The 24,978-nt window shown below is 63.6% G+C and carries 28 protein-coding genes; 6 read left to right on the top strand and 22 right to left on the bottom strand.

The genetic code is table 11. The features are described from left to right. Positions 1 to 2: 2 nt before the first annotated feature. Complete coding sequence (locus WP12_RS11535; RefSeq protein WP_046193845.1) at positions 3 to 1,172, top strand: RsmB/NOP family class I SAM-dependent RNA methyltransferase; 1,170 nt, start codon at positions 3 to 5, stop codon at positions 1,170 to 1,172. 35 nt (positions 1,173 to 1,207) lie between these two features. Continuing rightward, the gene (locus WP12_RS11530; protein ID WP_046193844.1) at positions 1,208 to 1,738 is read left to right on the top strand and encodes a tetratricopeptide repeat protein; all 531 of its coding nucleotides are present in this window, start codon (positions 1,208 to 1,210) and stop codon (positions 1,736 to 1,738) included. Between the two features lie 37 nt (positions 1,739 to 1,775). Here the strand turns inward: WP12_RS11530 and rsmA are convergent, their stop codons facing one another. The 4 genes from rsmA to WP12_RS11510 all read right to left on the bottom strand — a co-directional run bounded on the left by rsmA (position 1,776) and on the right by WP12_RS11510 (position 7,273). Beyond that, positions 1,776 to 2,615 (bottom strand): 16S rRNA (adenine(1518)-N(6)/adenine(1519)-N(6))-dimethyltransferase RsmA, encoded by an 840-nt coding sequence (gene rsmA, locus WP12_RS11525; RefSeq protein ID WP_046193843.1) that lies wholly within the window; start codon positions 2,613 to 2,615, stop codon positions 1,776 to 1,778. After that, complete coding sequence (pdxA, locus tag WP12_RS11520; RefSeq protein ID WP_046193842.1) at positions 2,612 to 3,607, bottom strand: 4-hydroxythreonine-4-phosphate dehydrogenase PdxA; 996 nt, start codon at positions 3,605 to 3,607, stop codon at positions 2,612 to 2,614. Before pdxA ends, rsmA begins: the two co-directional genes overlap by 4 nt. Positions 3,608 to 3,611: 4 nt before the next feature. Beyond that, positions 3,612 to 4,928 carry a peptidylprolyl isomerase gene (locus tag WP12_RS11515; RefSeq protein ID WP_235399107.1) on the bottom strand — a complete coding sequence of 439 codons (1,317 nt, stop codon included), beginning with the start codon at positions 4,926 to 4,928 and terminating at the stop codon, positions 3,612 to 3,614. 98 nt (positions 4,929 to 5,026) lie between these two features. Next, on the bottom strand, positions 5,027 to 7,273 hold the full coding sequence (locus tag WP12_RS11510) for an LPS-assembly protein LptD (protein WP_046193891.1): 2,247 nt from the start codon (positions 7,271 to 7,273) through the stop codon (positions 5,027 to 5,029). Positions 7,274 to 7,461: 188 nt separating this feature from the next. Between WP12_RS11510 and WP12_RS11505 the strand changes: the two genes are divergently transcribed. Continuing rightward, on the top strand, positions 7,462 to 8,931 hold the full coding sequence (locus WP12_RS11505; RefSeq protein ID WP_046193890.1) for a leucyl aminopeptidase: 1,470 nt from the start codon (positions 7,462 to 7,464) through the stop codon (positions 8,929 to 8,931). Here the strand turns inward: WP12_RS11505 and WP12_RS11500 are convergent. Next, positions 8,880 to 9,422, bottom strand: coding sequence for a 5' nucleotidase, NT5C type (locus WP12_RS11500; RefSeq protein ID WP_084691108.1), 543 nt, complete (start codon positions 9,420 to 9,422; stop codon positions 8,880 to 8,882). The genes WP12_RS11505 and WP12_RS11500 overlap by 52 nt on opposite strands. Beyond that, the gene (locus WP12_RS25830; RefSeq protein ID WP_235399104.1) at positions 9,422 to 10,021 is read right to left on the bottom strand and encodes a hypothetical protein; all 600 of its coding nucleotides are present in this window, start codon (positions 10,019 to 10,021) and stop codon (positions 9,422 to 9,424) included. Before WP12_RS25830 ends, WP12_RS11500 begins: the two co-directional genes overlap by 1 nt. On the opposite strand from WP12_RS25830, the gene WP12_RS11490 reads away from it, so the two are divergent. Genes WP12_RS11490 through WP12_RS24085 form a run of 3 tightly spaced genes read left to right on the top strand, consistent with a single transcriptional unit; the run spans position 9,956 to position 12,475 of the window. Then, the gene (locus WP12_RS11490) at positions 9,956 to 11,365 is read left to right on the top strand and encodes a cytochrome ubiquinol oxidase subunit I (protein WP_046193840.1); all 1,410 of its coding nucleotides are present in this window, start codon (positions 9,956 to 9,958) and stop codon (positions 11,363 to 11,365) included. The genes WP12_RS25830 and WP12_RS11490 overlap by 66 nt on opposite strands. Beyond that, positions 11,362 to 12,366 (top strand): cytochrome d ubiquinol oxidase subunit II, encoded by a 1,005-nt coding sequence (cydB, locus tag WP12_RS11485; protein WP_046193839.1) that lies wholly within the window; start codon positions 11,362 to 11,364, stop codon positions 12,364 to 12,366. Before WP12_RS11490 ends, cydB begins: the two co-directional genes overlap by 4 nt. Then, a complete protein-coding gene (locus WP12_RS24085; RefSeq protein WP_084691107.1) occupies positions 12,347 to 12,475 on the top strand; it encodes a DUF2474 domain-containing protein in 129 nt (42 codons plus the stop codon). The genes cydB and WP12_RS24085 overlap by 20 nt, the downstream gene beginning before the upstream one ends. A 17-nt stretch (positions 12,476 to 12,492) precedes the next feature. On the opposite strand, the gene WP12_RS11480 is transcribed toward WP12_RS24085, so the two are convergent. From WP12_RS11480 to WP12_RS11405, 16 genes are all read right to left on the bottom strand, one after another. Next, the gene (locus tag WP12_RS11480; protein ID WP_046193887.1) at positions 12,493 to 13,023 is read right to left on the bottom strand and encodes a dihydrofolate reductase family protein; all 531 of its coding nucleotides are present in this window, start codon (positions 13,021 to 13,023) and stop codon (positions 12,493 to 12,495) included. Between the two features lie 528 nt (positions 13,024 to 13,551). Next, entirely contained in the window at positions 13,552 to 15,273 is a 1,722-nt protein-coding gene (ilvD, locus tag WP12_RS11475; RefSeq protein ID WP_046193838.1) for a dihydroxy-acid dehydratase, read from the bottom strand. Between the two features lie 37 nt (positions 15,274 to 15,310). Beyond that, positions 15,311 to 16,345: a dihydroorotase gene (gene pyrC / locus WP12_RS11470; protein WP_046193837.1), complete on the bottom strand. Its 1,035-nt coding sequence runs from the start codon at positions 16,343 to 16,345 to the stop codon at positions 15,311 to 15,313. A 115-nt stretch (positions 16,346 to 16,460) separates the two neighbouring features. Further along, positions 16,461 to 16,727 carry a pyruvate kinase gene (locus tag WP12_RS26470; protein WP_200894510.1) on the bottom strand — a complete coding sequence of 89 codons (267 nt, stop codon included), beginning with the start codon at positions 16,725 to 16,727 and terminating at the stop codon, positions 16,461 to 16,463. A 57-nt stretch (positions 16,728 to 16,784) separates the two neighbouring features. Further along, positions 16,785 to 17,663, bottom strand: coding sequence for an ion transporter (locus WP12_RS11460; protein WP_084691106.1), 879 nt, complete (start codon positions 17,661 to 17,663; stop codon positions 16,785 to 16,787). 76 nt (positions 17,664 to 17,739) lie between these two features. After that, positions 17,740 to 18,090, bottom strand: coding sequence for an ATPase inhibitor subunit zeta (locus WP12_RS11455; protein WP_100951620.1), 351 nt, complete (start codon positions 18,088 to 18,090; stop codon positions 17,740 to 17,742). Next, positions 18,090 to 19,151: a TerC family protein gene (locus WP12_RS11450; protein WP_083579235.1), complete on the bottom strand. Its 1,062-nt coding sequence runs from the start codon at positions 19,149 to 19,151 to the stop codon at positions 18,090 to 18,092. The genes WP12_RS11455 and WP12_RS11450 overlap by 1 nt, the downstream gene beginning before the upstream one ends. A 203-nt stretch (positions 19,152 to 19,354) precedes the next feature. Beyond that, positions 19,355 to 20,200 (bottom strand): universal stress protein, encoded by an 846-nt coding sequence (locus WP12_RS11445; RefSeq protein WP_046193835.1) that lies wholly within the window; start codon positions 20,198 to 20,200, stop codon positions 19,355 to 19,357. A gap of 209 nt (positions 20,201 to 20,409) precedes the next feature. Beyond that, positions 20,410 to 20,703: a TFIIB-type zinc ribbon-containing protein gene (locus WP12_RS11440; RefSeq protein WP_046193834.1), complete on the bottom strand. Its 294-nt coding sequence runs from the start codon at positions 20,701 to 20,703 to the stop codon at positions 20,410 to 20,412. Positions 20,704 to 20,706: 3 nt separating this feature from the next. Beyond that, entirely contained in the window at positions 20,707 to 20,886 is a 180-nt protein-coding gene (locus WP12_RS11435) for a DUF465 domain-containing protein (RefSeq protein WP_046193833.1), read from the bottom strand. Between the two features lie 11 nt (positions 20,887 to 20,897). Further along, entirely contained in the window at positions 20,898 to 21,377 is a 480-nt protein-coding gene (locus WP12_RS26465) for a LysR family transcriptional regulator (RefSeq protein WP_083579234.1), read from the bottom strand. 314 nt (positions 21,378 to 21,691) lie between these two features. Then, the gene (locus WP12_RS11425; protein WP_046193831.1) at positions 21,692 to 21,997 is read right to left on the bottom strand and encodes a hypothetical protein; all 306 of its coding nucleotides are present in this window, start codon (positions 21,995 to 21,997) and stop codon (positions 21,692 to 21,694) included. 121 nt (positions 21,998 to 22,118) lie between these two features. Continuing rightward, complete coding sequence (locus WP12_RS11420; protein WP_046193830.1) at positions 22,119 to 23,114, bottom strand: TerC family protein; 996 nt, start codon at positions 23,112 to 23,114, stop codon at positions 22,119 to 22,121. Positions 23,115 to 23,254: 140 nt separating this feature from the next. Next, on the bottom strand, positions 23,255 to 23,551 hold the full coding sequence (locus WP12_RS11415) for a TFIIB-type zinc ribbon-containing protein (protein WP_046193829.1): 297 nt from the start codon (positions 23,549 to 23,551) through the stop codon (positions 23,255 to 23,257). A gap of 3 nt (positions 23,552 to 23,554) precedes the next feature. Further along, positions 23,555 to 23,734 (bottom strand): DUF465 domain-containing protein, encoded by a 180-nt coding sequence (locus WP12_RS11410; protein WP_046193828.1) that lies wholly within the window; start codon positions 23,732 to 23,734, stop codon positions 23,555 to 23,557. A gap of 244 nt (positions 23,735 to 23,978) precedes the next feature. Next, the gene (locus WP12_RS11405; RefSeq protein ID WP_046193827.1) at positions 23,979 to 24,881 is read right to left on the bottom strand and encodes a hydrogen peroxide-inducible genes activator; all 903 of its coding nucleotides are present in this window, start codon (positions 24,879 to 24,881) and stop codon (positions 23,979 to 23,981) included. Positions 24,882 to 24,978: the final 97 nt, after the last annotated feature.

The raw sequence follows: 24,978 nt of genomic DNA, 5'->3' as shown, positions 1-24,978 counted from the left end.
TGATGAGGCCGGGAGGGCGCGCCCAGGCCGCGATAGAGTTGCTCGACGAGATCATCGTCGCCGCACGTGACGGCGGGGCCGCGGCCGACACGCTGATCGCCCGCTACTTCAAGACACGGCGCTATGCGGGATCGAAGGATCGCCGTGCGATCCGCGATCTCGTCTACCGCGCGATTCGCCGTGCGGGCGATCCGCCGGCGCACGGCCGGGCGGCGCTGATCGGCCTCGCCCGCGAAGACAGCGAACTTGCGGCGGCCTTCGACGGATCGCCGCACACGCCGGCGCCGATCACCGACGACGAGGTCAGCACCAGGCCCGGCGTCCTGCCGCGCTGGCTAGCCAAGCGTATCGACCGCAGCGAACATGCGGCATTGCTCGAACGCGCGCCTCTCGACATCCGCGTCAACAGCCGCAAGACCGATCGCGATGCGGTTGCCGCAATGCTGCCCGACGCCGTTCCCACCCCGCACGTGCCGAACGGATTGAGGCTGCCGGAGGGGAGTGCGGTCGAGGCGACCCAGCCCTGGCTCGACGGCCTGATCGAGATTCAGGACGAGGGCAGCCAATTGATCGCATTGGCGGCGCGGGCGCGGCCGGGCATGACCGTGCTCGATCTGTGCGCCGGCGCGGGAGGCAAGACGCTGGCGCTGGCTGATGCAATGGGCGGCGAGGGCCGGCTGATCGCGAGCGATACCAACCGCGCCCGGCTGTCGCGGCTCCCGCCGCGCGCGCAACGTGTCGATGCCGGCTTCATCGAGAGCCGTCTGCTCGATCCCGGCCGTGAAGCGAATGTGTTGGGCGATCTTGAGGAACAGTGCGACGTCGTGCTGGTCGATGCGCCCTGCTCGGGCACCGGCACCTGGCGGCGCAATCCCGAGGCGCGCTGGCGGCTGACACCCGACCGGCTTGCCAAATTAACTGAAACCCAATCGGGCCTGCTCGATATCGCGGCCCAGCTGGTCAAGCCGGGCGGCGCGCTGGTCTATGCGGTCTGCTCGCTGATCGAGGAGGAAGGTGCGGGGCAGATCGCCGCTTTCCTGGCCCGGAGTATCGGCTTCACCCCAGAACGGGACATCTTTACCCCCGGGCGCTATCTTGGTCCCGGTAAGCTGTTGAGCCCCGCCCATGATGGCACCGACGGCTTTTTCGTCGCAAGGCTACGCCGCGCATGATAGAGAGGCGTTATGCTTCTGTAGTGGAGATTTTGATGCGTTTTTCGCCTGTTGCGATTGCTTTGTCGCTGACACTGTTGGCGGTTTCGAGCGGAGTGAACGGCCAGAAGGCCGATGATCAGATCAATCCCAGGTCGCTCGCGCTGCTGGCGCAGGGTCAGGCCGCGCTGAAGGCCGGCAACCTGTCCGAAGCCAATGATGCGCTGGAAACCGCGCTCGCGATCGATCCGCGCAACCGCAGCGCCTTTGTCGCGCTCGGCCGCGTGGCGCAGGCGCAGCAGCTGCCGGGCAAGGCGATCCGGATGTATTTCGAGGCGCTGTCGCTCGAGCCGAATGACGTCAATGCGCTGTCGGCGCAGGGCGAGGCAATGGTCCAGAAGGGCGCCGTCGAGCGTGCCCGCGCCAATCTTGTCCGTGTGAAGACGCTGTGCAAGGGCGACTGCGCACCCGCGACCCAGCTCGCCGCCGCGATCGCGAAGGGCCCGCCGCCCGCCGTCGTTGCTGCGCAGAACAGCGACAAGGTTCCGCCCAAGGGCCAGGAAAAGAGTACCGCGGGCGAGAAATAAAGCCTGCTCATCATTCCGGCGAAAGCCGGGATGATGACTATTGCTGCGCCTGAAGCGCTCGGCCCAGCGATACGAACTCATCGACCGACAAGGTTTCGGCGCGGCGTTCAGGATCGATGCCCACGCCGCCGAGCGCCTCGACCGCGCCTTTCACGCCCTTGAGACTTTGGCGCAGCATCTTGCGCCGCTGGCCGAAGGCTGCAGCGGTCAGCGCCTCGACCATGCCGATCGACACGCCCTCAGGCTGTTCGCCCGGCACGACGTGAATCACTGCCGACATCACCTTGGGCGGCGGCACGAACGCCGATCGGTGGACGTTCATCGCGATAACGGGTTTCGCGCGCCACTGCGCCAACACGGCGAGCCGCCCATAAGCGGGGGTGCCCGGCTTGGCGACGATTCGCTCAGCGACTTCCTTCTGGAACATCAGCGTCAATGATCGCCACCAAGGGGGCCAGGCGTCGAGCGTCATCCAGCGCACGAATAGCGCCGTGCCGATATTATAGGGCAGGTTGGAGGCGATATGGGCGCCGTCGCCGGTCTCGGCGCGTTCGTCGATCTTCATCGCGTCCGCCGGGATGACCCGCAGCCGCCCCCCCGATGCCTGGTTCAGTTCTTCGAGCGCCGCCATGCAGCGATCGTCGCGCTCGACCGCGATTACCTGCGCGCCCGCACCCAGCAAAGCCCGGGTCAGTCCGCCCGGCCCGGGGCCAACCTCATAGACGATCTGGCCCGACAGATCGCCCGGCACACGCGCGATCCGGTCGAGAAGCTGCCCATCGAGGAGGAAGTTCTGGCCAAGCGCCTTGTTCGCGCTCAGGCCGTGGCGCGCGATGACCTCGCGCAGCGGCGGCAGATCCGGCAATGTCCCGGTCATATGTAGATAAGGCGGTTCCGCGCGGCTTCTGCGGCAAGCGCGATGGCGGCGATCATCGCGCCGGGATTGGCCTTGTTCTGCCCGGCGATCGCGAAGGCGGTGCCATGATCGGGCGCGGTGCGCACGATCGGCAGGCCGAGGGTCATGTTGACGCCCTCGTCGAAATGCAGCGTCTTCAGCGGGATAAGCGCCTGATCATGATAAAGGCACAGCGCACAATCATATTGGGCGCGGGCGCGGGCATGGAACATCGTGTCGGCCGCGAGCGGACCGACGATGTCGACACCTTCAGCCTGCAGAATCTCCACTGCGGGAATGATCAGTTCGATCTCTTCGCGGCCGATCGCACCCTTTTCGCCGGCATGCGGATTGAAGCCGGCGATCGCGAGGCGCGGGCGCTCGATCCCGAAATTCTTGGCGAGCCCGCGCTCGGTGGCGCGCGCTTTCGCGAGGATAAGATCAACGGTCACATAATCGGAGACATCGCGCAGCGGCATGTGCGTGGTGATCGGCACGGCCCGCAAGGTTGGCCCCGCCAGCATCATCACCGCGTTAGACGCCGCGATGCCGCAGCGCTCGGCGACGAATTCGGTCTGGCCGGGATGGGCGAACCCGATCGCGTAAAGCTGTGCCTTCGCCACCGGAGCGGTCACGAGCCCGCTGACCATCGGCGATCGCGCCAGGCCAGCGGCAAGCTCGAGCGAATCGAGCGCGCAACGTGCGCCCGCGAGGTCGGGTTCGCCGGGGATGATCAGGCCGGTATCTTCGATCTGGATCAGCGGCAGCGCCTGCTGGAAACAGCCGACCGCCTCGTCCGGGCTGGTAATCAGCTGGATCGGCCCCGACCACACCGCTTCGATCGACCTCTGATCGCCGACCGCGAAGAAGGGGGCCAGCCCATATTGCCCGCGCGCATCCCACGCCTTGGCGACGATTTCCGGGCCAATTCCGGCGGGATCGCCCAAGGCTATGGCGAGCGGGCTTATCTCCATCGCTTCATCGATATTCGATGACCGCGTCACGACGGAGATCGCGAAGATAGCGCTGGGCGCGCCGGTTCACGCGTTCCTGCTCGATTTGCGACTGGATCTGCTCGAATGAAGGGCCGGCGGTCGGCGGCGGATCGTCGCGGCCGCACAGCACGAGTGCGCGGACGCCGTCGGCCAGCGATCCGAAGGGCGGGGTCGACTGGCCGACCTGCAGGTTGAGCATCACATCCTGCAGCTGCGGCGGAAGGTCGCGAATCTTCATCGAATCATTCTGAACGACGTCGGCGCCTACCGAAGCGGCGATGTCGTTGGCGGTACCGCAGCCCTGAATCGTCTGGACTGCCTTGGCGAAGGCCTCGACTTTGGGACCGGCTTGCGCCTGGGTCATGCCGGCGGGGAAGGCGATGGTGAGCTGCTTGAGCGAGAGCATCGCGTCGCGAGGATCCGTGCCCAGCACCTGGCGCTTGTCGATCAGGACGATGACCGAATATCCGCCGGGTACCGCGATAGGCTGGCTGATCTGCCCCGAATTGAGCTGGCCGAGAACGCCTGACAGCGCGTCGGGGAGCTGTTCGGCGCGAACCCAGCCAAGGTCGCCGCCAACCGCGGCGGTCGATGCCTCGGAGAACTGGCGGGCATAGGCGGGGAAGGACGCGCCCTTGCGGATCTGATCGATGATCCGCTCCGCGTTGGCCAGCGCATCGCCCATCGTCTCGGGAGTCGCCGAGAGGAAGATTTCACCGACATGATATTCGTTCGCGCCCTTGGACGCGTTGAGGCGCGCGATGATAGCGTTGACCTCGTCTTCACTGACCGCGACGAACGGCTCGACCCGGCGGCTCAGCACCCGGCGCCATGCGGCCTCGCCCTCGATCTGACGCTTGATCGATGCGTCCGATGCGCCCTGATCGCGCAAGAACTTACTGAACTCCTTGGGCGATTTCTTGAAATTGGCGGCAACGCGCTCAAAGGTCTGCTGCACTTCCTCGCGCGACACCTCGATCTTCTGCGCGGCGGCTTCCTGGATCTGCAGCGTCTCGTCGATGAGGTTGCGCAGCACCTGGAGTCGCAGCCGTTCCTTCTCCTCATCGGGCAGGCGGCCGCCATTGGCAGCGATCACTAGCGCGAGACGCTGATCGACGTCGGTCTGGGTGATGATGGTGCCGTTGACGATCGCCGTCGCGGTGCGGACGTTGGGATCGCGATTGCCGAAGACCGTGACGTCCTTGGGAATGTTGAGCCCACCGGAAATGTCATCCTCATTCGGCACCGTCTGGCCGATCAGCGGCGCGGACAGCGCCACCGCACCTACGACGGTCAACAGGAGAAACTTGCCCTGGCTCAGCTTCTTTCCACGCACCTAGTCACATCCTCAATCATATGGGGTGGGCGTCTCCTGACACGCGCCCGCTGAATGCACGCTTAGCGGCCCAAATTCTTGAGCGCCAGCCGCAACAGGAAGGTATTGCCGCGGCGGGCGTCTCCGATTGCGTCATATTCGCGCCGCCAGGTGACGCCGAGCTCGATGCAGTCGTCATCATACAGGATACCGAGCCGATGGCGGATCGGCTGATAACCATCTGAAAGCGTAAGAGGATCTTCCTTGCGGCTCGTCAGGTCGACCACGGTCGACCCGAACACAGACCAGTAGCGCGCGAGTTGAATTCGGCCGCCCAGACGAACCTCCTCACGATCGCGAAGATCCTCGATCCCGGGGGTCACATTGCGGTTCAGCTTGAGGTAGCCGACGATCGCGTAGGTCCTGCTCGTGCCGATCGTCGCGTCGATCTCGTTGCGGCGGATCGCGAAATTGTCCTTGTCGAGCCGGAACCGGTGGGTGAATTCGAGGAATCGTCCATATTTCAGCGTAGTCCGGCCGACGACGTCCGACAGCCGGTCCGACAGGCCGGTGCCGACCGGCAGCAGGCTGGGCTTGTCGGTCAGCCGGTAACTCTGGCCGATCACGGTGGCGAAGGAGATGCCGGGGACATCGACCGCCCATTCGGCGCCGTAGGTGATCCGGCTGCCGTCCTCCCAGCGATCATAGCCCGAGAAGCGGTTGAGCGCGAAAAGGTTGGAATCCTCGAGATCGATCGACCGGGAGTCCTCGTTGGGGAGGCTCAGGTTGCGCGTCTTGGGGCTGGCGACGATCTGGACGCGCGGGGTGATGCGCTGCGATCCGTTGAGGAACTCGCCGATCAGCGGCCAGCGAACATCGGCGGCCAGCGCGGCTATGCCCCGTCCGGTCCAGCCTGGATTGCCGCGATAGACCACCGTGGTCGTCCGGCCGACCTGATCGGTATGATAGATGTCGCCCCGGGCATAAGCGGTCAGCGAGACCTCCTGGCCCATCGGGGTGTAGCGCCGCAACATCCACTGCGCGCCGGCAAAGGCGCGTTGCGTGTCCTGGCCGTTGGTGCGCAGCAGAGCGAGCGAATTGGCCTGAAGCTGAACGATGCCACCCGCCCACGGATCTGTCAGGCGCATACGAAAGTCGATGGCGGGCAGGGCAATCGGCTGCTGCCCCTGCGGGTCGTTGGTCCGCAGCGTCTGCACCGCCCAACCCTTGATCGACAGATAGCTGCTGGCGGTGATCCGTTCGGCGTTGATCTGGTTGCGGAGCCGGTCGTCGCGCGAGATATCGTAACGGCGCAGGAAGGTACGGTCGCTGGCCGCGCGCAGCGATCCCGACAGCGTCCAGTCCGGGCCGAACTGAAAACGGCCGTTGGCGTCGATATAGCCGCGAATGTCGCGATTGCCGTTCGGTGCCGCGATGCCGCCCGCCGTTGCTGCGAAGCGCGAGCTGTAGGTCAGCATGCCCGTCGCCTGCCAGGCTCCATTGTCGGTCAGCGCGCGATATTGAGCTTCGATCGCCGGCAGCACCTTGGTGTAGATGTGCGGGGTGATCGTGAGATCGCGGTTGGGCGCCAGCTGAATATAATAGGGCAGGCTGAATTCGGCGCCGTTGGTGCGGCTATAGCGGATATCGGGAAGAAGAAGGCCCGATCCGCCGCCCGAACTGCCATCGGGATGCGAAAGGCCGGGTAGCCAGAGGATCGGCGCGCCGAGGAAGCTGATCCGCGCGCCGTCATAGCTGATGCGATGCTTGGCCGGATCGTGGACGACGCGGACCGCGCTGATCTTCCAGATCGGCTCCTTGGGGCATCCGCCACTGTCGATCACCGAACAGGGCGTGTATACCGCCTTGTTGAGGGTCGACACGCCATTGCGGCGTTCGCCATGGACAGCGGCAAGCCGGCCGCCATCATTGAGTACGATCAGCAGATTTTCGATCACGCCGTCGCGCAGCGAATCTGTCAGTTCGACCGAATCGCCATAGACCGTATCGTTGCCGGAATTGACCACCGCGACATTGCCATTGGCTCGGACCACGCCGGTCTTCTGATTCCACTCCACCTTGTCGGCGCGCAGACGATCGCCCTGCCGCATCATCCGGACGTTGCCGGTCGCGGTGACGACCTCGCTACTGTCGTCATAGGACAGGCTGTCGGCGGCAAAGGTGATCTCATCCTCGTTCGCCGGGGTAGGGGCGTCGCCCTGCAAGGGCGGGCCCGCCGCTGGCGTCGCCAGCTTCTGAGCGAGCAACGGCGTTCCTGTGCTCAGGAAGGGAAGGCTGGCCGCGAGCAGGAAATGGATAGGTTTCTTCACACAACCCCACATGACGGGCGCCAACGGCCGGGCCTTCAATCGCGTTCGCGCCGCCTATCGCACCCGGACCCGCCCTGCAATCCTTTGGCGGCTATCCCGTTTGTCGTCATGACGTCGATCAGCACCGTTGCGGCGTGGAAATCGCCACCCTAGATGGGATCCACGAACATAATAAGGAAATCCTCTCCATGCGTATCAGCTTTGCCGACAGCCGCCCGGCCGCGACTCACGCGCTGGCGATCGTCGTCGCCCCCGCCATGATCGGGGGTGCCGGATTGTCGGCCTTGCCGGAACCCGCCCAGGCGCTCGCCCGCGCGGCGGCACAGGCCAACCGCTTCGACGGCGAAAATGGCGCGGTCGTCGAGTTCTTCGGCGAAACCGACGCCGCGCATCGCCGCCTGCTCCTCGTCGGCATCGGGGCGAAGAATGATTTCGAGCGCGCTGGCGCGGCGCTGACCGCAAAGCTGCTGACGTCGGGTGAAACCAATCTGGTGGTCGATATTTCCGCCGTGGCCGGAGACAAGCCCGCCGAAGCCGCGATCTCGCTGGCATTTGGTGCGGTGCTGCGCAGCTGGCGCTACGATGTCTATCGCACCAAGCTGGAGTCCAAGCAGCGGCGCTCGCTCGAACATATCACCATCGTTGGCGGCGGTTCCGAAGCCGCCGAGCTGTGGAAGGATCGTGAGGGGGTCGCCGAGGGCGTGATGTTCACCCGTACGCTGATCACCGAGCCCGCGAACATCCTTTATCCCGAAAGCTTTGTCGAACGTTGCCGACCGCTCGCCGATCTGGGCGTGAAGATCGAAGTGCTCGGCCGCGACGCGATGGCGGCGCTTGGAATGGGCGCTCTGCTCGGCGTCTCGCAGGGCTCGGTTCGCGAGCCGCAGCTGCTGGTGATGACCTGGGACGGCACCGATGGCGCGTCGCCGCCGCTCGCGCTGGTCGGAAAGGGCGTTACCTTCGACACTGGCGGCATCTCGCTCAAGCCGCCTGCCGGCATGGAAGACATGAAGTGGGACATGGGCGGCGCGGGCGCGGTCGCGGGCACGATGAAGGCGCTGGCGCTGCGCAAGGCGAAGGCGCACGTCATCGGCGTATGCGGCCTCGTCGAGAATATGCCCGACGGCAACGCGCAACGCCCCGGCGACGTCGTCACGTCGATGTCCGGCCAGACCATCGAAGTGATCAACACCGATGCCGAGGGCCGACTCGTGCTGTGCGACGCGCTGACCTGGGTCCAGAAGACCTATAACCCCAAGACGATCGTCGACCTCGCGACGCTGACCGGTGCGATCATCGTCACGCTGGGCTATGAATATGGCGGCATGTTCTCGAATGATGACGGCTTGGCCGGCGAGTTGCTGGCGGCGGGCGCTTCGGTTGGCGACAAGTTGTGGCGGCTGCCGCTTGGCGACCCGTATGACAAGCTGATCGACTCCCCGATCGCCGACATGAAGAATGTCGGCCCGCGCGAAGGTGGCTCGATCACCGCCGCGCAGTTCCTGAAGCGCTATATCGACGATGGCGTGCGCTGGGCGCATCTCGACATCGCCGGCATGGTCTGGGCGTCCAAGCCCGGCGCCACCTGGGACAAGGGCGCGACCGGCTATGGCGTGCGGCTGCTCGACAAGTTCGTGGCGGATAATTTCGAGCAATAGTCAGGATCTCCCGGACGGCTGTCCAGGCCGCCCGGGAGCAGACTATCGAGCGCCGCGATCGAGCGGTCGGCATCGACATGGTGGATGAAGACGCCGCCAGCCGCTTCCCAGAGGTGGCGGTGCTTCAGCGTGTCATCGATCAGAATGTCGCCGCGGACGGCATGGCGGCGCTTGTCGACCGCCATGCATGTGATGATGCGCGTGCCCGGAAAATGCGCTGCCGCCCAACGCTCCTTCTGGCCCTCGGCCCATCCGCCGCGTGGACAACCTGTCAGGATGACCGGCTTGAGGTGCCTGACGGCGTCAAACAGCCGTACGGCATCGGGCATCAGCGGCAGCGTAGCGTAGAAGTCGCCGTGCCGGGCGAGCCGTCGCCAGAATTCGGCGAGACCATGACGGCTCTGGAACTGGCGCGGTGGCATGCCGAGTACCGTTTCCGCGCCGCGATCGAAATCGGCGAGCACGCCGTCACAATCGAGGAAGAGTTGCATCAGAATCTCGCCGGACGCAGCGAGAGCGGGATCGGCTCGTCCAGACTGATCCAGCCATGATCAGCCAACACCTGATTGCTTTCCACGGCGCGCCGTCCGCGCTTGCGATCGAGCGACCAGGTGATGTGATAGACGCTGCCGTCGGGTCGCGCGGTCGTGCCGGCTATGCGCACCACCATCGCCTGTAGTCCCTGTCCGTCATCGATACGCCCGACCAACTCGCCTGCGGTAGCGGCAGGCAGTGCGGCGTCATGCGGTGCGTTCGCCTGCAGCGTGACATGATCGGCCACGACATCCGGCCAACGCGGTGGGAAGCGCCGAAGCAATTCGGCCCGTTGGATAGGATCGAGCTTCCAGCCGATCACATCGCCCATGATCTTCTCCGCGTCATAAAGCGGCTTCGTTGGACACGAGGGATAAACGCGGGGCATGGCAACCTGATCCATGCTGAAGCCGATCGTACAGAATTCGATCTGTTCGATCGGCGGAGTGTGCCATAGCGGCGCTGTCATCCATCGGGGAATCGCCAGCTGATGTTCGACGCCTTCGATCCTGTCCTGCTCGCGCGGATCCAGTTCGGATTCACGGTCAGCTTCCATTTCATCTTCCCGTCCTTCTCGATCGGACTGGCAAGTTTTCTGATGGTGCTGGAGGGGCTGTGGCTGGCGACCGGCAAGCATGTCTATGACAATCTCTACCGCTACTGGCTGAAGATTTTCGCGATAGCCTTCGCGATGGGCGTCGTCTCCGGCATTGTCATGTCCTATCAGTTCGGCACCAACTGGTCGGTGTTCAGCGACAAGGCAGGCCCGGTGATCGGACCGCTGATGGCCTATGAGGTGCTGACCGCTTTCTTCCTGGAAGCGGGCTTCCTTGGCGTGATGCTGTTCGGCATCAACAAGGTCGGCCCCAAGCTACATTTCGCGGCGACCTGCGCGGTCGCGGTCGGTACTTTCATCTCGGCATTCTGGATATTGTCGGTGAACAGCTGGATGCATACGCCGACGGGCTATGAAATCGGCGCCAACGGGCAGTTCTTGCCGGGGCCGAGCTGGATCGCGATCATCTTCAACCCCAGCTTCCCTTATCGCCTCGTCCACACCGTGATCGCCGCTTATCTCACCACGTCGCTTGTGGTCGGCGCGGTCGGGGCGTGGCATCTCATCAGGACGCCCGACAACCGCGGCGCGCGGACGATGTTCTCGATGGCGATGTGGATGGCGTCGCTCGTCGCGCCGGTCCAGATTCTTGCGGGCGACGCGCATGGCCTCAACACGCTCGAGCACCAGCCCGCCAAGGTGATGGCGATGGAAGGCCATTATGAAAGCCATCCCAAGGGCGCGCCGCTGATCCTGTTCGGCATACCCAACAGCGCAGAGAAACGCGTCGACTATGCGATCGAAATCCCCAAGGCGTCGTCGCTGATCCTGAAGCATGACCCCAATGCGCCGCTTGCTGGACTCGACACGATTCCCGATGATCAGGAGCCGCCGGTCGGCGTCGTGTTCTGGTCGTTCCGGATCATGGTCGGCATCGGCTTCGCGATCTTCGCGCTGGGCCTGTTCAGCCTGCTCGCGCGGGCACGGGGGCGGTTGTTCGAATGGCGGCTGCTCCACCGCGTTGCGATCCTGCTCGGTCCGGCAGGCTTCGTCGCCGTGATCGCGGGCTGGATCACCACAGAAGTGGGCCGCCAACCCTATACGATCTACGGTCTTCTGCGCACGGCGGACTCCGCGTCGCCGCTCGCCGCGCCGGCCGTGGGCGCGTCGCTGGTGGCCTTCATCATCGTCTATTTCGCGGTGTTCGGGGCGGGCGCCTGGTATATCCTGAAGCTCATGGCGAAGCCGCCCAAAGCCTTTGAGAAGGCCGATCCCGTCGACCATGGTCCGATCCGCAGCGCTGGCATCACTCCCGCACCCTCTGTCGACGGAGGGAAATCATGATGGGTCTCGACCTCACGATCATCTGGGCGGGCATCATCGCCTTCGCGGTGGCTGCCTATGTGCTGATGGACGGGTTCGATCTGGGCATCGGTATTCTGTTTCCCTTCTTCCGGGTCGGCGGCGAGCGCGACATGGCGATGAACAGCATCGCTCCGGTGTGGGACGGCAACGAGACCTGGCTGGTGCTGGGCGGGGGTGGGCTGCTCGCCGCCTTTCCGCTGGCCTATGCGATCATATTGCCTGCGCTTTACGCGCCGCTGACCGTGATGCTGCTCGGGCTTATCTTTCGCGGCGTCGCCTTCGAGTTGCGCTGGCGCGATCCGGATCATCGCGCCCTCTGGGACTTTGCGTTCACCGCCGGTTCGCTGCTCGCGACGATGGCGCAGGGCATTACTCTCGGCGCGCTGCTTCAGGGAATCGAGGTGCAGGGAAGGGCCTATGCCGGGGGCTGGTGGGATTGGTTGACGCCGTTCTCGCTGCTCACCGGAGTCAGCCTGATCGTCGGCTATGCCCTGCTCGGCGCGGGGTGGATGATCTGGAAGACGCATGGGCCGGTGCAAGAGGACGCACGTCGGCTCGCGCGTTATTTCGCCATCGCCCTGCTGGTCGCGATCGCCGCCGTCAGCGCCTATACGCCGTTCCTCGAAGGGCAATATTACCAGCGCTGGTTCGCCTTTCCGGGGCTTCTCGTCACGATCCCCGTGCCGCTGCTCGTCGCGCTGACCGGCCTTTATCTATGGAAGTCGATCGACGGGCCGCGCGACGGCATGCCCTTTCTGCTCACCCTGATGCTGTTCGGCCTCTCCATGCTCGGTCTGGCCATCTCGATCTGGCCCGACGTCATTCCCGGCCGCGTCTCGATCTGGCAAGCCGCCGCGCCCGAGCGTAGCCAGGTCTTCATGCTGGTCGGGGCGGCGGTGATGGTGCCGATCATTCTGGGCTATACCGCCTGGGCCTATTGGGTGTTCCGGGGCAAGGTCGATGAAGCCGGCTATCACTGAGCCCGGCCCCCTCTGGCGCAGGCTGGCATGGTTTGCGGGAATATGGGCAATGAGCGTTGCCGTGCTGGGCGCGGTCGCCTGGCTTTTGCGCGCGATGATCAACGCTTAGCGATGCGCGTCCCGCGCTTAAGCGGGAACGTAGCTCAACCTGATAACATCCTTCCCAATCCGGTCATGGGTCACCAGGCGAAGCGGCGGTCGGGGGCCGACAAAATATGGCGAGCCCTCGCCGAGTATGACGGGATGCAGGTAGATTCGATATTCATCGATCAGGCCAAGCGCGGTGAAGCTGTGGGCCAGATTCGGACCCGCAAGTTCGATCTCCCCGTCATGCTCCGCCTTCAGCGTTCGAATCGCGCTGGCAAGATCGTCGCCAACCAGCGTGGCGTTGGGGCCGACCGACTGCGACGTGCGCGAGACGACCCATTTCGGTTGGTTCCGCCACGCAACCGCGAAGGCGCGTTCCTCGTCATTCCACTCGCTATGATCGTCGTCCCAGTAGCGCATGATGTCATACATCCGGCGCCCGTACACACTGCCCGTCTGGGTCTGGGCTTCCTTGATGAAGTGGCGGAAGAGCGTGGGGTCGGGCGCAAAGGCCATATGGTCAATATAGCCGTCAAGCGACTGGTTCATTCCGAACACGAGCTTTGCCATGTTCCACATCCTTTCCACAGGCGCAGGCGGTGATAGTGGCGCCCCACCGTAGATGAAACTGATAACTATGTCTCCGCTGGTGCACTCTGATAACGCCGCCTTGGGCTTGCGTGAACCGCCGAGCGTATCCGGCATTGGCCAGATGCACTGCGATCATTCATTCAGCGCCCACCCCGTACAGCCGATCTTGGCGGCGATCGACAGGATGATTGCCTAGCGAGACGGGGGCTACGGCTCATGATCCAGCACCATCCGCACTGCACGATCCCGCACCTCAGGCGAAAATTTGTTCGTCGTCTTGCTCGTCATCGCTCCACCTTCTCAAGAGTTGGAGCCTCCGACAAACCGGGGCGGTTCAAGCTAAAGCTTCCAACTCTTGAAATTGTGCCGCCGCGCGGGTTACGGCTTCTCAACGTCGCCAAGGGCCATTGTGGATACCTTGCTCTGCGTCGGGCTTGGCCAAGTTGGCGAGACGCGGTGCACCCATCGCAAATGGGCCGCTGACAACCTTTCTGGTGCAGCCGGCTCTCAGATGTCGGCATAGGTATGCGTCTCGGCGGTGGCGCCGGGATGAGTGACTGCGCCCTTTGCCGCCGGCCCCACGGTTTGCGCAAATTTCCATAGCGCACCCGACTGGAAATCGTGACGGCGCGGGCGCCACTCCTTGCGGCGAGCCTCCAATTCCTCGGCCGAGAACTCGACATCGAGCGTGCCCAATTCGGCATCGATGGTGATGATGTCTCCGTCCTTCAGCAGAGCGATCGGGCCGCCAACTGCTGCTTCGGGGCCGACATGGCCAACGCAGAAGCCGCGCGTGGCGCCGGAGAAGCGTCCGTCCGTGATCAGCGCCACCTTGTCGCCCATGCCCTGGCCGTAAATCGCCGCCGTGGTCGCCAGCATCTCGCGCATGCCGGGACCGCCTTTCGGCCCTTCGTAGCGAATGACAATGACCTCGCCCGGCTTGTACTCACGCTTCTGCACGGCGTCGAAAGCCGCCTCCTCGGAGGCGAAGCACCGGGCCGGCCCGCGGAACTTGAGGTCCGTCATGCCGGCCACCTTGACGATCGCGCCCTCCGGGGCGAGCGTGCCGCGCAGACCGACTACGCCGCCGGTGGTGGTGATCGGGTCGGAGATCGGGCGAACAATGTCCTGGTTGGTCGGGAAGACCACGTCGGCCAGGTTTTCGGCGATCATCTTGCCTGTCACCGTGATGCAGTCGCCGTGCAAGTAGCCGCCGTCGAGCAGCGCCTTCAGGATCACCGACACGCCGCCGATCTCGAACAGATCCTTGGCGAGGTAGCGCCCTCCAGGCTTGAGGTCGGCGATATAGGGTGTGCGCTTGAAAATCTCGGCAACCGCATTCAGGTCGAAGTCGATGCCCGCCTCGTGTGCGATTGCCGGCAGATGCAGCGCCACATTGGTCGACCCGCCGGAGGCCGCCACCACGGCGGCGGCGTTCTCCAGCGCCTTGCGGGTGACGATGTCGCGCGGCCTGAGGTCGCGAGCCAACAGGTTCATCACGGCCTTGCCAGACGCTTCCGCGAAGGCGTCACGGCTCTCGTAGGGTGCCGGCGCACCGGTCGAACCGGGCAGTGCGAGGCCGAGCGCCTCGGAGACGCAAGCCATGGTGTTGGCGGTAAACTGGCCGCCGCACGAACCAGCGGAAGGGCAAGCGACACATTCGAGAGCGTGTAGCTCGTCCTCGGAGATTTGGCCGGCCTGGTAGCTGCCCACCGCTTCATAGACGTCCTGCACGGTGACGTCCTTGCCGCGGAAGCGCCCCGGCAGGATCGTACCGCCGTATATGAACACGCTCGGCACGTTGAGGCGGACCATGGCCATCATCATGCCGGGCAGTGACTTGTCGCACCCGGCAAGGCCTACCAGCGCGTCGTAGCAATGGCCGCGCATGGTGAGTTCGACCGAATCTGCGATCACCTCGCGGCTCACCAGCGACGACTTCATGCCCTGGTGGCCCATGGCGATGCCGTCGGTCACGGTGATGGTGGTGAACTCGCGCGGCGTGCCGCCACCCGCCTTGACGCCCAGTTTGACAGCCTGCGCTTGACGGCTGAGGGTGATGTTGCACGGGGCCGCCTCGTTCCAGCACGTGGCGACACCGACGAAGGGCTGTGCGATCTCGGCATCGGTCAATCCCATGGCGTAGAGGAACGACCGATGCGGCGCCCGCTCGGGGCCGACTGTCGTGTGGCGGCTTGGCAGTCTGGATTTGTCGAAATGATGTGCCATGGGTCGGGTTCCCTCATTGAACTGGGATCAAGCTCTTTCAGTCCGCCGGTTCGAGCAGGCGCCAACGAGCTTTGCCCTCCGGGCAGAATACACGCACGTGATCAGCCTCGCCGACCGGCAGCAATTCTGGCGGTTGCCACGGCGATTGCACGAGCGTGACTGTCTCGGTGTTCGGCGGCAGGCCGTAAAACCGTGCGCCGTTGAGCGAAGCGAAGGCTTCGAGCCGATCGAGCGCCCCTTCTTCTTCGAAGACCTGGGCGTACAATTCGAGCGCAACCGGCGCGCTGAAGATGCCGGCGCAGCCGCATGCCGATTCCTTGTCCTGGATCAGGTGCGGCGCCGAATCCGTGCCGAGGAAGAACCGGGGATCGCCCGAGGTCGCGGCGTCCCTCAATGCGAGGCGATGGCCCTCCCGCTTGGCCACGGGCAAACAGTACATATGCGGCCGGATGCCGCCTGCGAACATCGCATTGCGGTTGATCATGAGGTGGTGCGCCGTGATGGTGGCGCCGATGGGACCCTCGGCGTGCTGCACGTAGTCCACGGCTTCGGCGGTCGTAATGTGCTCCAAGACGATCCGCAGCGCGGGGAAATCGGCTCGCAGCCGGACAAGCACCCGGTCTATGAACGCCTTCTCCCTGTCGAAAACGTCCGTTTCCTGATCGGCCACCTCACCATGGAGCAAAAGTGGCATGCCGACGCCCTGCATCCGCTCCAACACCCGGTAGACCCGGCGAATGTCGGTCACGCCGGCGGCGGAGTTCGTGGTGCTGCGCGCCGGATACATCTTGACCGCCGTTAGCACCCCTTCGGCGAAGCCTCTTGCGACGTCTTCGGGACCGGTCTCATCGGTCAGGAAACACGTCATCAGCGGCTCGAACCTCGAGCCGTCGGGCAACACGCGCCGGATCCGATCGCGATAGGCGGCCGCCTGGGCGGCCGTCGTCACCGGCGGATCGAGGTTCGGCATGACGATGGCGCGTCCGAACGTGCGTGCCGTCCAGGGCAGCGCCATGCGCAGCATATCGCCATCGCGAAGGTGCACGTGCCAGTCGTCGGGTTTAGGAAGCATTATCTCATTCACTCGGGTCACCTTCGCCCCGCTTCCCGCGTCTGACGCGCGCCTTGCGGTCTCATCCGGACGCCCATCGGCTCGAGTCTCACCGTCTTCTTCGACTGGTGGCGATCTATGCGGCGCAGCACATCGCCGAGGAAACGCCCTGCTTCGACGATGAATGGTCCTTGTTGAGCATCACCCATTCGGCGCGCTGCCCCCTGGCCGCGTCGGTTGCTTCCGTCCGCCTGGGCGCTCCTTGTTCGACCATCCCAGCCAAGACCTGGGTCGCCCAGATGACAGGCACGTGGGCCGCCTCGCAACGCCAGGGAATGTTCTTTTGGACTTTGCGGATGCGTCCGAAGCCAAGTTCGACAGCCAGATCGAGGGCGCGAGCTATTGCTTGATTTGAGACAGCACGCCGATCTGGTGTCTGAGCGCGTTCGCTCGAAGTTGGTCATCGCTCGCTGGACTTGCTGCCAAGCTCAGCAATCTGGAGCCGAAGCGATCGAAGTGCTGCAAGGATTTCTGCCCGTTCGCTCTGATTTTTCTCAGCCAGGGTTTTCTGTGCATCCGCTTCTCCTGCTTCGTGCTGGCGCTGCATGGCGTCAACCACGATGCCGATAAACAGGTTCAGCACAGTGAAAGACGTCACCAGAATGAACGGCACGAAAAAGATCCATGCCAGTGGGTAGACCTCCATCACCGGGCGGACGATGCCCATCGACCAGCTTTCCAGGGTCATGATCTGAAACAGTGAGTAGGCCGATGCGCCGATCGAGCCGAACCATTCGGGATAGTCGGCCCCGAACAGTTTGGTCGCCATCACCGAGAAAACGTAGAACAATAGCGACAGAAGCCCGAGGATAGAAGCGATTCCAGGCACGGCGGCCAGCAAAGCACCTCCCCCCCGCCGCATCGACGGCACCGCCGACACCAGTCGTAGCACACGCAGGATTCTGAGCGCCCGCAGGACCGAGAGACTGCCGGTCGCAGGCAGTAGCGCAATCGTCACGATTGCCAGATCAAACAGGTTCCATGGGTCCATGTGAAAACGCGTTCGGTAGACAAGCAGCTTGGCCACCAGTTCAACGACGAACACGCCCAGGATGATCTGGTCCAACAACATCAACTCGGCGCCGATCGACCCCATGATCGTTGGGCTTGTTTCAAGGCCCAGCGTGATTGCGTTGATCACAATCAGCACAATGATCGCGCTCTGAAGTCGAGCCGATTCCAGCACTTCCTGCAGCTTGCCGATAGGGCCCGCCTGACGCGGCGCAATACGGCGCAGATTGTCTTCGGGTCTGCGCGTTTTCTCGGTGCGCGCCGTCATTGGTCTCGATCCTTTGGTTTCATGTCTGCAAGCCCTCCACGCGACCGCAGACCGCACGAGTGAGGCCGAGCCGAGCCTAGATATCAGTCAGTCGTGTGCGTCTGAAGGAGTGCTTCGCGATGGAAGGAGCACAGCTTCTCGTGCACCACTTCAGCTGGGATCGGCAACCCGGATCATTCAGGTCGCGCGTGAGCTTTTCGACTACGACCATGTCGCCGCGCACCTCGCAGTCGGCAAGATGCACCTCGACCGCATAGGTCGTTATCGTGACGTCAGACAAGCCCATGAGGCGCCCGGCCCATAGCGCGGCAAGTATGTTTCGACGGGCGATAACGTTGTCGCGAGTATCGACATCAATGCACCAGGCGGGGGCGCCGGAGGATGCAGAGGTGTCCTTGATGGCGGCAGATAGGACATCAATAGTCATCAATCGTCTCCGGCAGGGCGAGCGGAGGGACGTTTCCCGATGGGATCCGGGAGCGAAGCTGTCAGGCGGTGGCGAGCGGCTTCGTCTGTCGTGGCCGCACGGGTTTTCCAGAGCGAGAACAGGACGCCGGCTGCGATGATGGACAAGGTCACTCCGAGCGAGATCGCGGGATCGACCTTGCCGACGATCTGATTCCAGAAGATCTTGGCCCCGATGAAAACGAGCACGATGGCGAGCGCGTATTTCAGATACTCGAAGCGGTGCACCATCGCAGCGAGGGCAAAATAGAGGGCGCGGAGACCGAGGATCGCCATGATATTGGCCGTAAACACGATGTAGGTGTCGGTCGTGATGGCGAAGATTGCTGGCACCGAGTCGACCGCGAACACGAGATCCGCGATGTTGATCACGACGAGCGCCAGGAACAGAGGCGTCGCGAAGCGCGCGAGCTTCCCCGTCTCCGGATCGGGTTTGCGGACGAAGAAGTGCGAACCGTGCAACTCGGCCGAGACCCGCATGCGCCTGGACAGGAAGCGCACGATCGGATTCTTCGACACGTCCTGCTCGCTCTCTCCCATGACGAGCATCTTGATCCCCGTGGCGATCAGGAAGGCGCCGAAGATATAGAGCACCCATTCATACTGTTGTACGAGCGCTGCGCCGAGCCCGATCATAATGCCGCGCAAGACCAGCACCGCGAGGATGCCCCAGAGGAGCGCTCGGTACTGGTATTTGGCGGGAATGGCGAAGTAGCCGAAGATGAGCGAGATTACGAAGACATTGTCGATCGAAAGCGCCTTCTCGAGGGCATAACCCGTGAAATACTCCATGCCAGAGGTCGGGCCCATGGACCACCACACCCAGGCGCCGAACACCAGCGCGATCGCGATGTAGAACGCGGACAAGAACAAGCTTTCGCCGACACCGAGCTCTTTGTCCTGCTTGTGGAGTATTCCGAGGTCGAAGGCGAGCAGCGCGCCGACCACGCCGAGAAAGGCGAACCAAAGCCAAGCAGACTTTCCAAGGAAATCGCTGGTCAGGATATCGGTGAGCAGTTCCATGGGTAATCCTTACTTTTCGGGTGTTTGGGAGCACCCGTTGAATGGGTTACAGGCTCCTCATTGCGTCCATGTTCGACCGCTAGCGGGGCCCGGACCTTTCGGGAGTGCCTGAGACGGTGGCGAGCGGCCCCAATTGCGATTGCGCCAATGGGCTCGTGGTGGTGTCGTCCTGGTTCTCGCGTTGCGCAGCCGCGGACGCAGCATCAATGTGAGAGGAGCACTGGCAGCGGCGGGTTGGCGACGATGGTCTTTGTCGCGCCGCCCAGGATGAAGTTTTGCATCCGTGAGTGCCCGTAGGCTCCCATTACGAGCAGGTCGAGGTCGTGTGCGGTTGCATATTCCTCTAGAGCCTGTCCGATCGTGCGGCCGGCGGCGCCTTCTTCCTCCAGGACAACCTCGATGCCATGCCAGGCGAGATACTTCGCCAAATCCTCGCCCGAGTGCCTAGTGTCGATCGTCTTCTCCTGTGTGATCGTGACCACCCGTATGGTCTTGGCGCGCTGCAGGACCGGGAGGGCATCGGCCACCGCCCGCGCCGCGGCCCGGCTGAAATCCCAAGCCACACCGACCACGTCGAGGGGAAAGGAATTGCTGCTTTTCGGCACTTCCGGGAAGACGATCGTCGGTCGCCCGGAGCCGAATATCACAGACTCGGCGACGTATTGCTGAAGAGCCTGCTCGCCGATCGGGATCATCGTGACATCGTGCATCCTGGCGTGTTCAGTCACGATGGCCGCGAGCTGCGAGCTCGGGCACGACCCGACGATCTGGTCGTGTGCAACGCCACGCTGCGTCGCCATGCCTTCGAACACACTGACCAGATTTTGGGCATTCGCCACACTCTTCTGCCGCTCGGCCGCAATCATGCCCGGGATGTTCAGCAGTGCGTTCGCCAGTGCGTTGCCGGCGTTCGGAATCTCTATTTTGAAAGTCAGCGCCGAGATGTGCGCGCCCAGCGCCTCAGCGAAGCCGACCGCTTGGTCGATCGCCGCAGCCGGGGTCGGTTCGGGATAGCTGCTCAACTGGAGCAGGACATCCTTGAAAGCCATTCTCTTATCTCCTCAATTGATCGGCTGCTTCACATTGACCGCGTCACGCGGCTCTGAGTTAGGAACAAGCTCGGCGGTGGTTGTGCATGAGCTGCGGAGACCGACCATGATGAGGGATGCAATATCGAGGTCGCCGGTTTAGATACTGCGGCGTCGATAGGGTCGCGGAAGGAGAGACGCCGCCTGCTCGACGCAAGCGGCTGCTCCCTTCAGTCGAACAGCTCCGACAGAAACGACTTCTTCCGCTTGCCATGGCGATAGCGGCCGTCGTCGTCGTCATATCCACTCGGCCTGTAGCCTCGGCCCGGGGGGGCCGGTTCACGGCGGGCCGGCGCCGCATCTTCGATGCTGCGTTCGATGACCTTGTCCAGCTCTCCACGGTCCAGCCACACGCCGCGGCAAGTGGGGCAAAAGTCGATCTCGACGCCTTGGCGATCGGATAAAGTCAGCCCGGTCTTGCAGATCGGACAGGGCATCGCGGCGACTGTTTCTGCGGTTCGCATGGCTCATGCCGCCCCAGTTTGGTGGACGAACGCGAGCCGGTACATGCGATCCTTGATTGCGAGCCTGAGCTTCTTCAGCCGCAACAGCCGCAACGCGTTCGGGAAGCGCCGCTTGTGCTCCCGACGCACCTCGGCGTCCAGCTTGCTGTGGACAAGGAGCAGTCGGTAATTGAGTGCGTTCATGGCTTTTTCTCCTAATCGATGGTTCGATCGATCGGGCCAGCCACGATGCAGCAACGGGGGCGTGAACTGCATCGAGCTGGCTCGATGCGGTCCGACATCGCAGCTGTCAGGGGGAACAGCCACCAGAGGGGCCCGGTCCGCGACAACCAATCTAGTCTTAGCCGCGATTGGCGGCCAATCCGATTTCTCGCGCGGAGCAATAGCCCCAGGCTATCGTTACCTCCGCAGCGGCAAGCAGTCACCCGATCAGAGGGCGAGCCTCTGTCTGAATCCGGTCGGCAATCGTCCGATAGACATCCCCGTAAGCAGCCCCGGATCGGGGTCAACTCCGCCCCCGAGGTTCTTCGTTCGATCAGCGCGACTCCGAGCCGATCCTCCAGCGCACGCAGCTGCTGGCTGAGCGTCGATTGCGAGACGTGGCAGGCATAGGCTGCGCGCCCGAAGTGCCTGAGGTTGGCAAGCGCGACGAGATACTCAAGTTGACGAAGCATCGGCACAGGTCATCCAGAGTCGCTGCTTCACCCTTGTAGGAGCGCGCAGTGAAACCCAGGCGGGCGGCCGCCAGCACCGCCGGGCACGCCGTCGTGAGTGCTTGCGGTTCAGCGGTCATGAGCGGGTTGATGTCGGCCGCATCCAGCACTTCGTGCCGGCTGACCCGCCGCACCCGGTGCCGGCTCGCCAGGCACCACAGCCAAGCCGGGGCCCACGCGAAACCGACGATTAACAGATCGAAAACGAGGAAGCCGGCCATGGACACAAGCCTGTATCGTCAAGGTCGTGATGTGAGACCCCGCTTCTGCGGCCGTCACGACGACGGCTCGGTTAGGAAGGGTCGCGCCGCCTCGACGGCCGCCGCGCAGCCGGGCGCGGCCTCGACGAGCACCTGGTCGGGGCGCACCCAGCCCGCCCAGAGCCGGACGGCGTTCGAAGCCGCCCATGCCGGATCGTTCGTGGCACGCTCCAGGAGCGTGGGCGCGCCGCTCCGAGCGCATGCGGTCAACTCGGCGACCACGGCCTGTGGCGCCTGGGCGGCCGCAAGCCTCTCGGCCATCTCTGCTTGGAGCGGCTCGATCAGGAAGAACGAGACCAGGGCGGCGATGAAGTCCTGCATAGGAACTCTCCTTTGTTCGCAAGGGTCAGGGAACAGTTAGTGCGGTGTCGGCCGGGGCGGCTCCCCGCGTCTTCAGCAGGCTCCAGAACACGCCTAAATCCGGCCGGGGGGCACCTGTCGCTCACGGCTGCCTGGACCCGACCTCCGCGATCGCCCTGCCACGTGTCTTCCAGAGCGAGTAGCCGACGCCGACTGCGAGAATCGCGAAGGTGATCGACAGCGATGCGGCCGGCGGGACCTTGGCGAGGCCAAGCGCATCGGCGACGAAGATCTTCGAGCCGATGAACACCAGCAGCACCGCGAGCGCATATTTGAGATAGTGGAAGCGGTCGACCATCGCCGCGAGCGCGAAGTAGAGCGCGCGCAGGCCGAGGATCGCGAAGATGTTCGAGGTGTAGACGATGAACGGGTCGGTGGTGATGGCGAAGATCGCCGGAACCGAATCAACCGCGAACACGAGGTCGACAACCTCGACCATGATGAGGGCCAGGAACAGCGGCGTCATATACCAGGCGAGTTTGCCGGTCTTAGCATCCGCCTGCTTGACGAAGAAGCGCTCGCCGTGGAGGTCGTCGGTCACCCGGAACCGCCGCTTGACCCAGCGGAGCACCGGCGACGCGCCTACGTCATACGCCTTGTCGGCGAGCGCCCACATCTTCACGCCGGTAAAGATCAGGAAAGCCGCGAAGACGTACAGCACCCAGCTGAACTGCTCGACCAGCGTCGCGCCGAGCCCGATCATGATGGCGCGCAGGATGATGACGCCGAGGATGCCGTAGAACAGGACCCGGTGCTGGTAGAGGCGCGGCACCGCGAAATAGGCGAAGATCATCGCGATGACGAACACATTGTCCATCGCGAGGCTCTTCTCGATGACGAAGCCGGTGACATACTGCATGCCGGCGGTCGCGCCCATGTACCACCAGACCCAGCCGCCGAAGCCGAGCCCGAGCACGATGTAGACGGCCGAGAGCGTCAGGCTTTCGGTGACGCCGATCTCGCGCTGCTTCTTGTGCAGCACGCCGAGGTCGAGCGTGAGCAGCGTCACAACGATCGCGAGAAAAGCAGCCCACATCCACAGCGGCTTGTCGAGCCAGATGTATCCTAGGAATTCCATGTGTCCGATCCGATCTAATCGCTCATCACCGAGCGGTTTGGTCTTGATCCGACATCACGGCCGATCGCTCAGCCATCAAAGGGTTCCGGATCGCTTGGCACGAGAAGGCCACCACCGACCTAGGTCGGTGGTGGTGATCGTTAGTCAAACATCTCCGACAGGAATGACTTCTTCCGCTTGCCGTGACGGTAGCGGTGATCGTCATCGTCGTCGCGATAACCGCCTGGCCGGTAGTCCGACCTTGGCTCGGCTTCGCGCCGGGCCGGCACCGCATCTTCAACGCTGCGTTCAATGATCTTGTCTAGTTCGCCGCGGTCGAGCCAGACGCCCCGACACGTCTGGCAATAGTCGATTTCGACGCCCTGGCGGTTGGACAAGGTCAGGCCGGTCTTGCAGATCGGACAAGGCATAGCGGCGACGGCTTCTGCGCTTCGCATGGCTCAATCCCTTCCACGCTTGGGGAAGCGGGCCAGCATATGCAGTCGATCTTTGACCGCCAGCCTCAGCTTCTTCAGCCGCAGCAGCCGGATACCATCGGGAAATCGCCGCTTTAGCTCTTGGCGAATTTGGTCGTCCAGTCTGTGATGAACGACGGTCAATTTATACACTAGGGCACTCATAGCCTCTCTCCAGATCGATGGTTTCACCGATCGGGTTAGCCATGACGCAGCGACATATGGGCATACGCACTGCATCGAGCTAGCCCGAAGCGGTCCGACATCGCGACTGTCAGGGGGAACAGCCGCCAGAGGGGCCCGGTCCGCGAGAACCAATCTAGGCTTACCCGCGATTGGCGGCCAATCCGACTTCTCGCATGGAGCAATAGCAGCAGGCTATCGCCACTCAATGCGGTGGGCAGGCATTTCACCCGATCAAAGCGCGGGCTTCAGCCTGAATCCGGTCAGCAATCGTCCGATACGCGTCCCGGTAAGCAGCGCCGGATCGCCACGCCGCGGCGATGCTGCGTGTGAATTTCCATCCCTGAGGCTTAAGCACTTCGATGCCCGTACGGCCTCCGACATCCGAGCCGATGTAAAGCTCTGGGAGGACCGCAAGCCCCACCCCTGAGCTGGCCATCTGATGAACGCTATCGAGGCTTGTGCCCTCATAGTCACGCAGCAGTTCCATGCCGAGTTCCGCGCAGATTTCGGCCACTTGGCGATGCAGATGGTGGGACCTACCGAGGCTGAGAACCTGCGCGCCTTTCAGATCCTCGACGCAAAGTTTGGGGCGCATGGCGAGCGGATGGTCGGGAGGTGCGACGAGAAACAATCGCTCGCGAAACAAGGGCTGGACTTCAAGGTCGCCACCCTCGATCGGCAGCGGTCCGAGCAGCATGTCAAGCGCGCCTCGCGAAAGCACGAGCGCCTGCTCTTCCGGAATGCCCTCCCTGATATGAAGCCTGAGATCAGGCTGCTCGCGGTGGAGCGCAGCGACGATCGGGGGCATCAAATAGGGCCCCAAGGTGGGCGTCACTCCGAAGCGGAGTGTCCCCACGAGATGCTCGCCGGCCCGCCGCGCTAGGTCGCGAATATCCTGCACCTCGATCACCAAACGTCGGGCCCGTGCAGTTATCTCGCGTCCGATCGGGGTCAACTCCGCCCCCGAGGTTCTTCGTTCGATCAGGGCGACTCCGAGCCGATCCTCCAGCGCGCGCAGCTGCTGGCTGAGCGTCGGTTGCGAGACGTGGCATACATCCGCCGCGCGGCCGAAATTCTGAAGGTCAGCCACGGCAACGAGATATTCCAGCTGGCGCAACGTTGGCATGGGAAGACTCCATAGCGATAGCCAATACCTATCACGTTCAGGGTATCCTTTCGAATGGACTCAATCTCGAGCCTGAGGCAACGTCGCTCAATCAGCA

The organism is Sphingomonas sp. SRS2 (genome assembly GCF_000971055.1).
Classification (GTDB): domain Bacteria; phylum Pseudomonadota; class Alphaproteobacteria; order Sphingomonadales; family Sphingomonadaceae; genus Rhizorhabdus.
The sequence above is the reverse complement of the archived record's forward strand: the minus strand, read 5'-3'. Positions and strand labels throughout refer to the sequence as shown.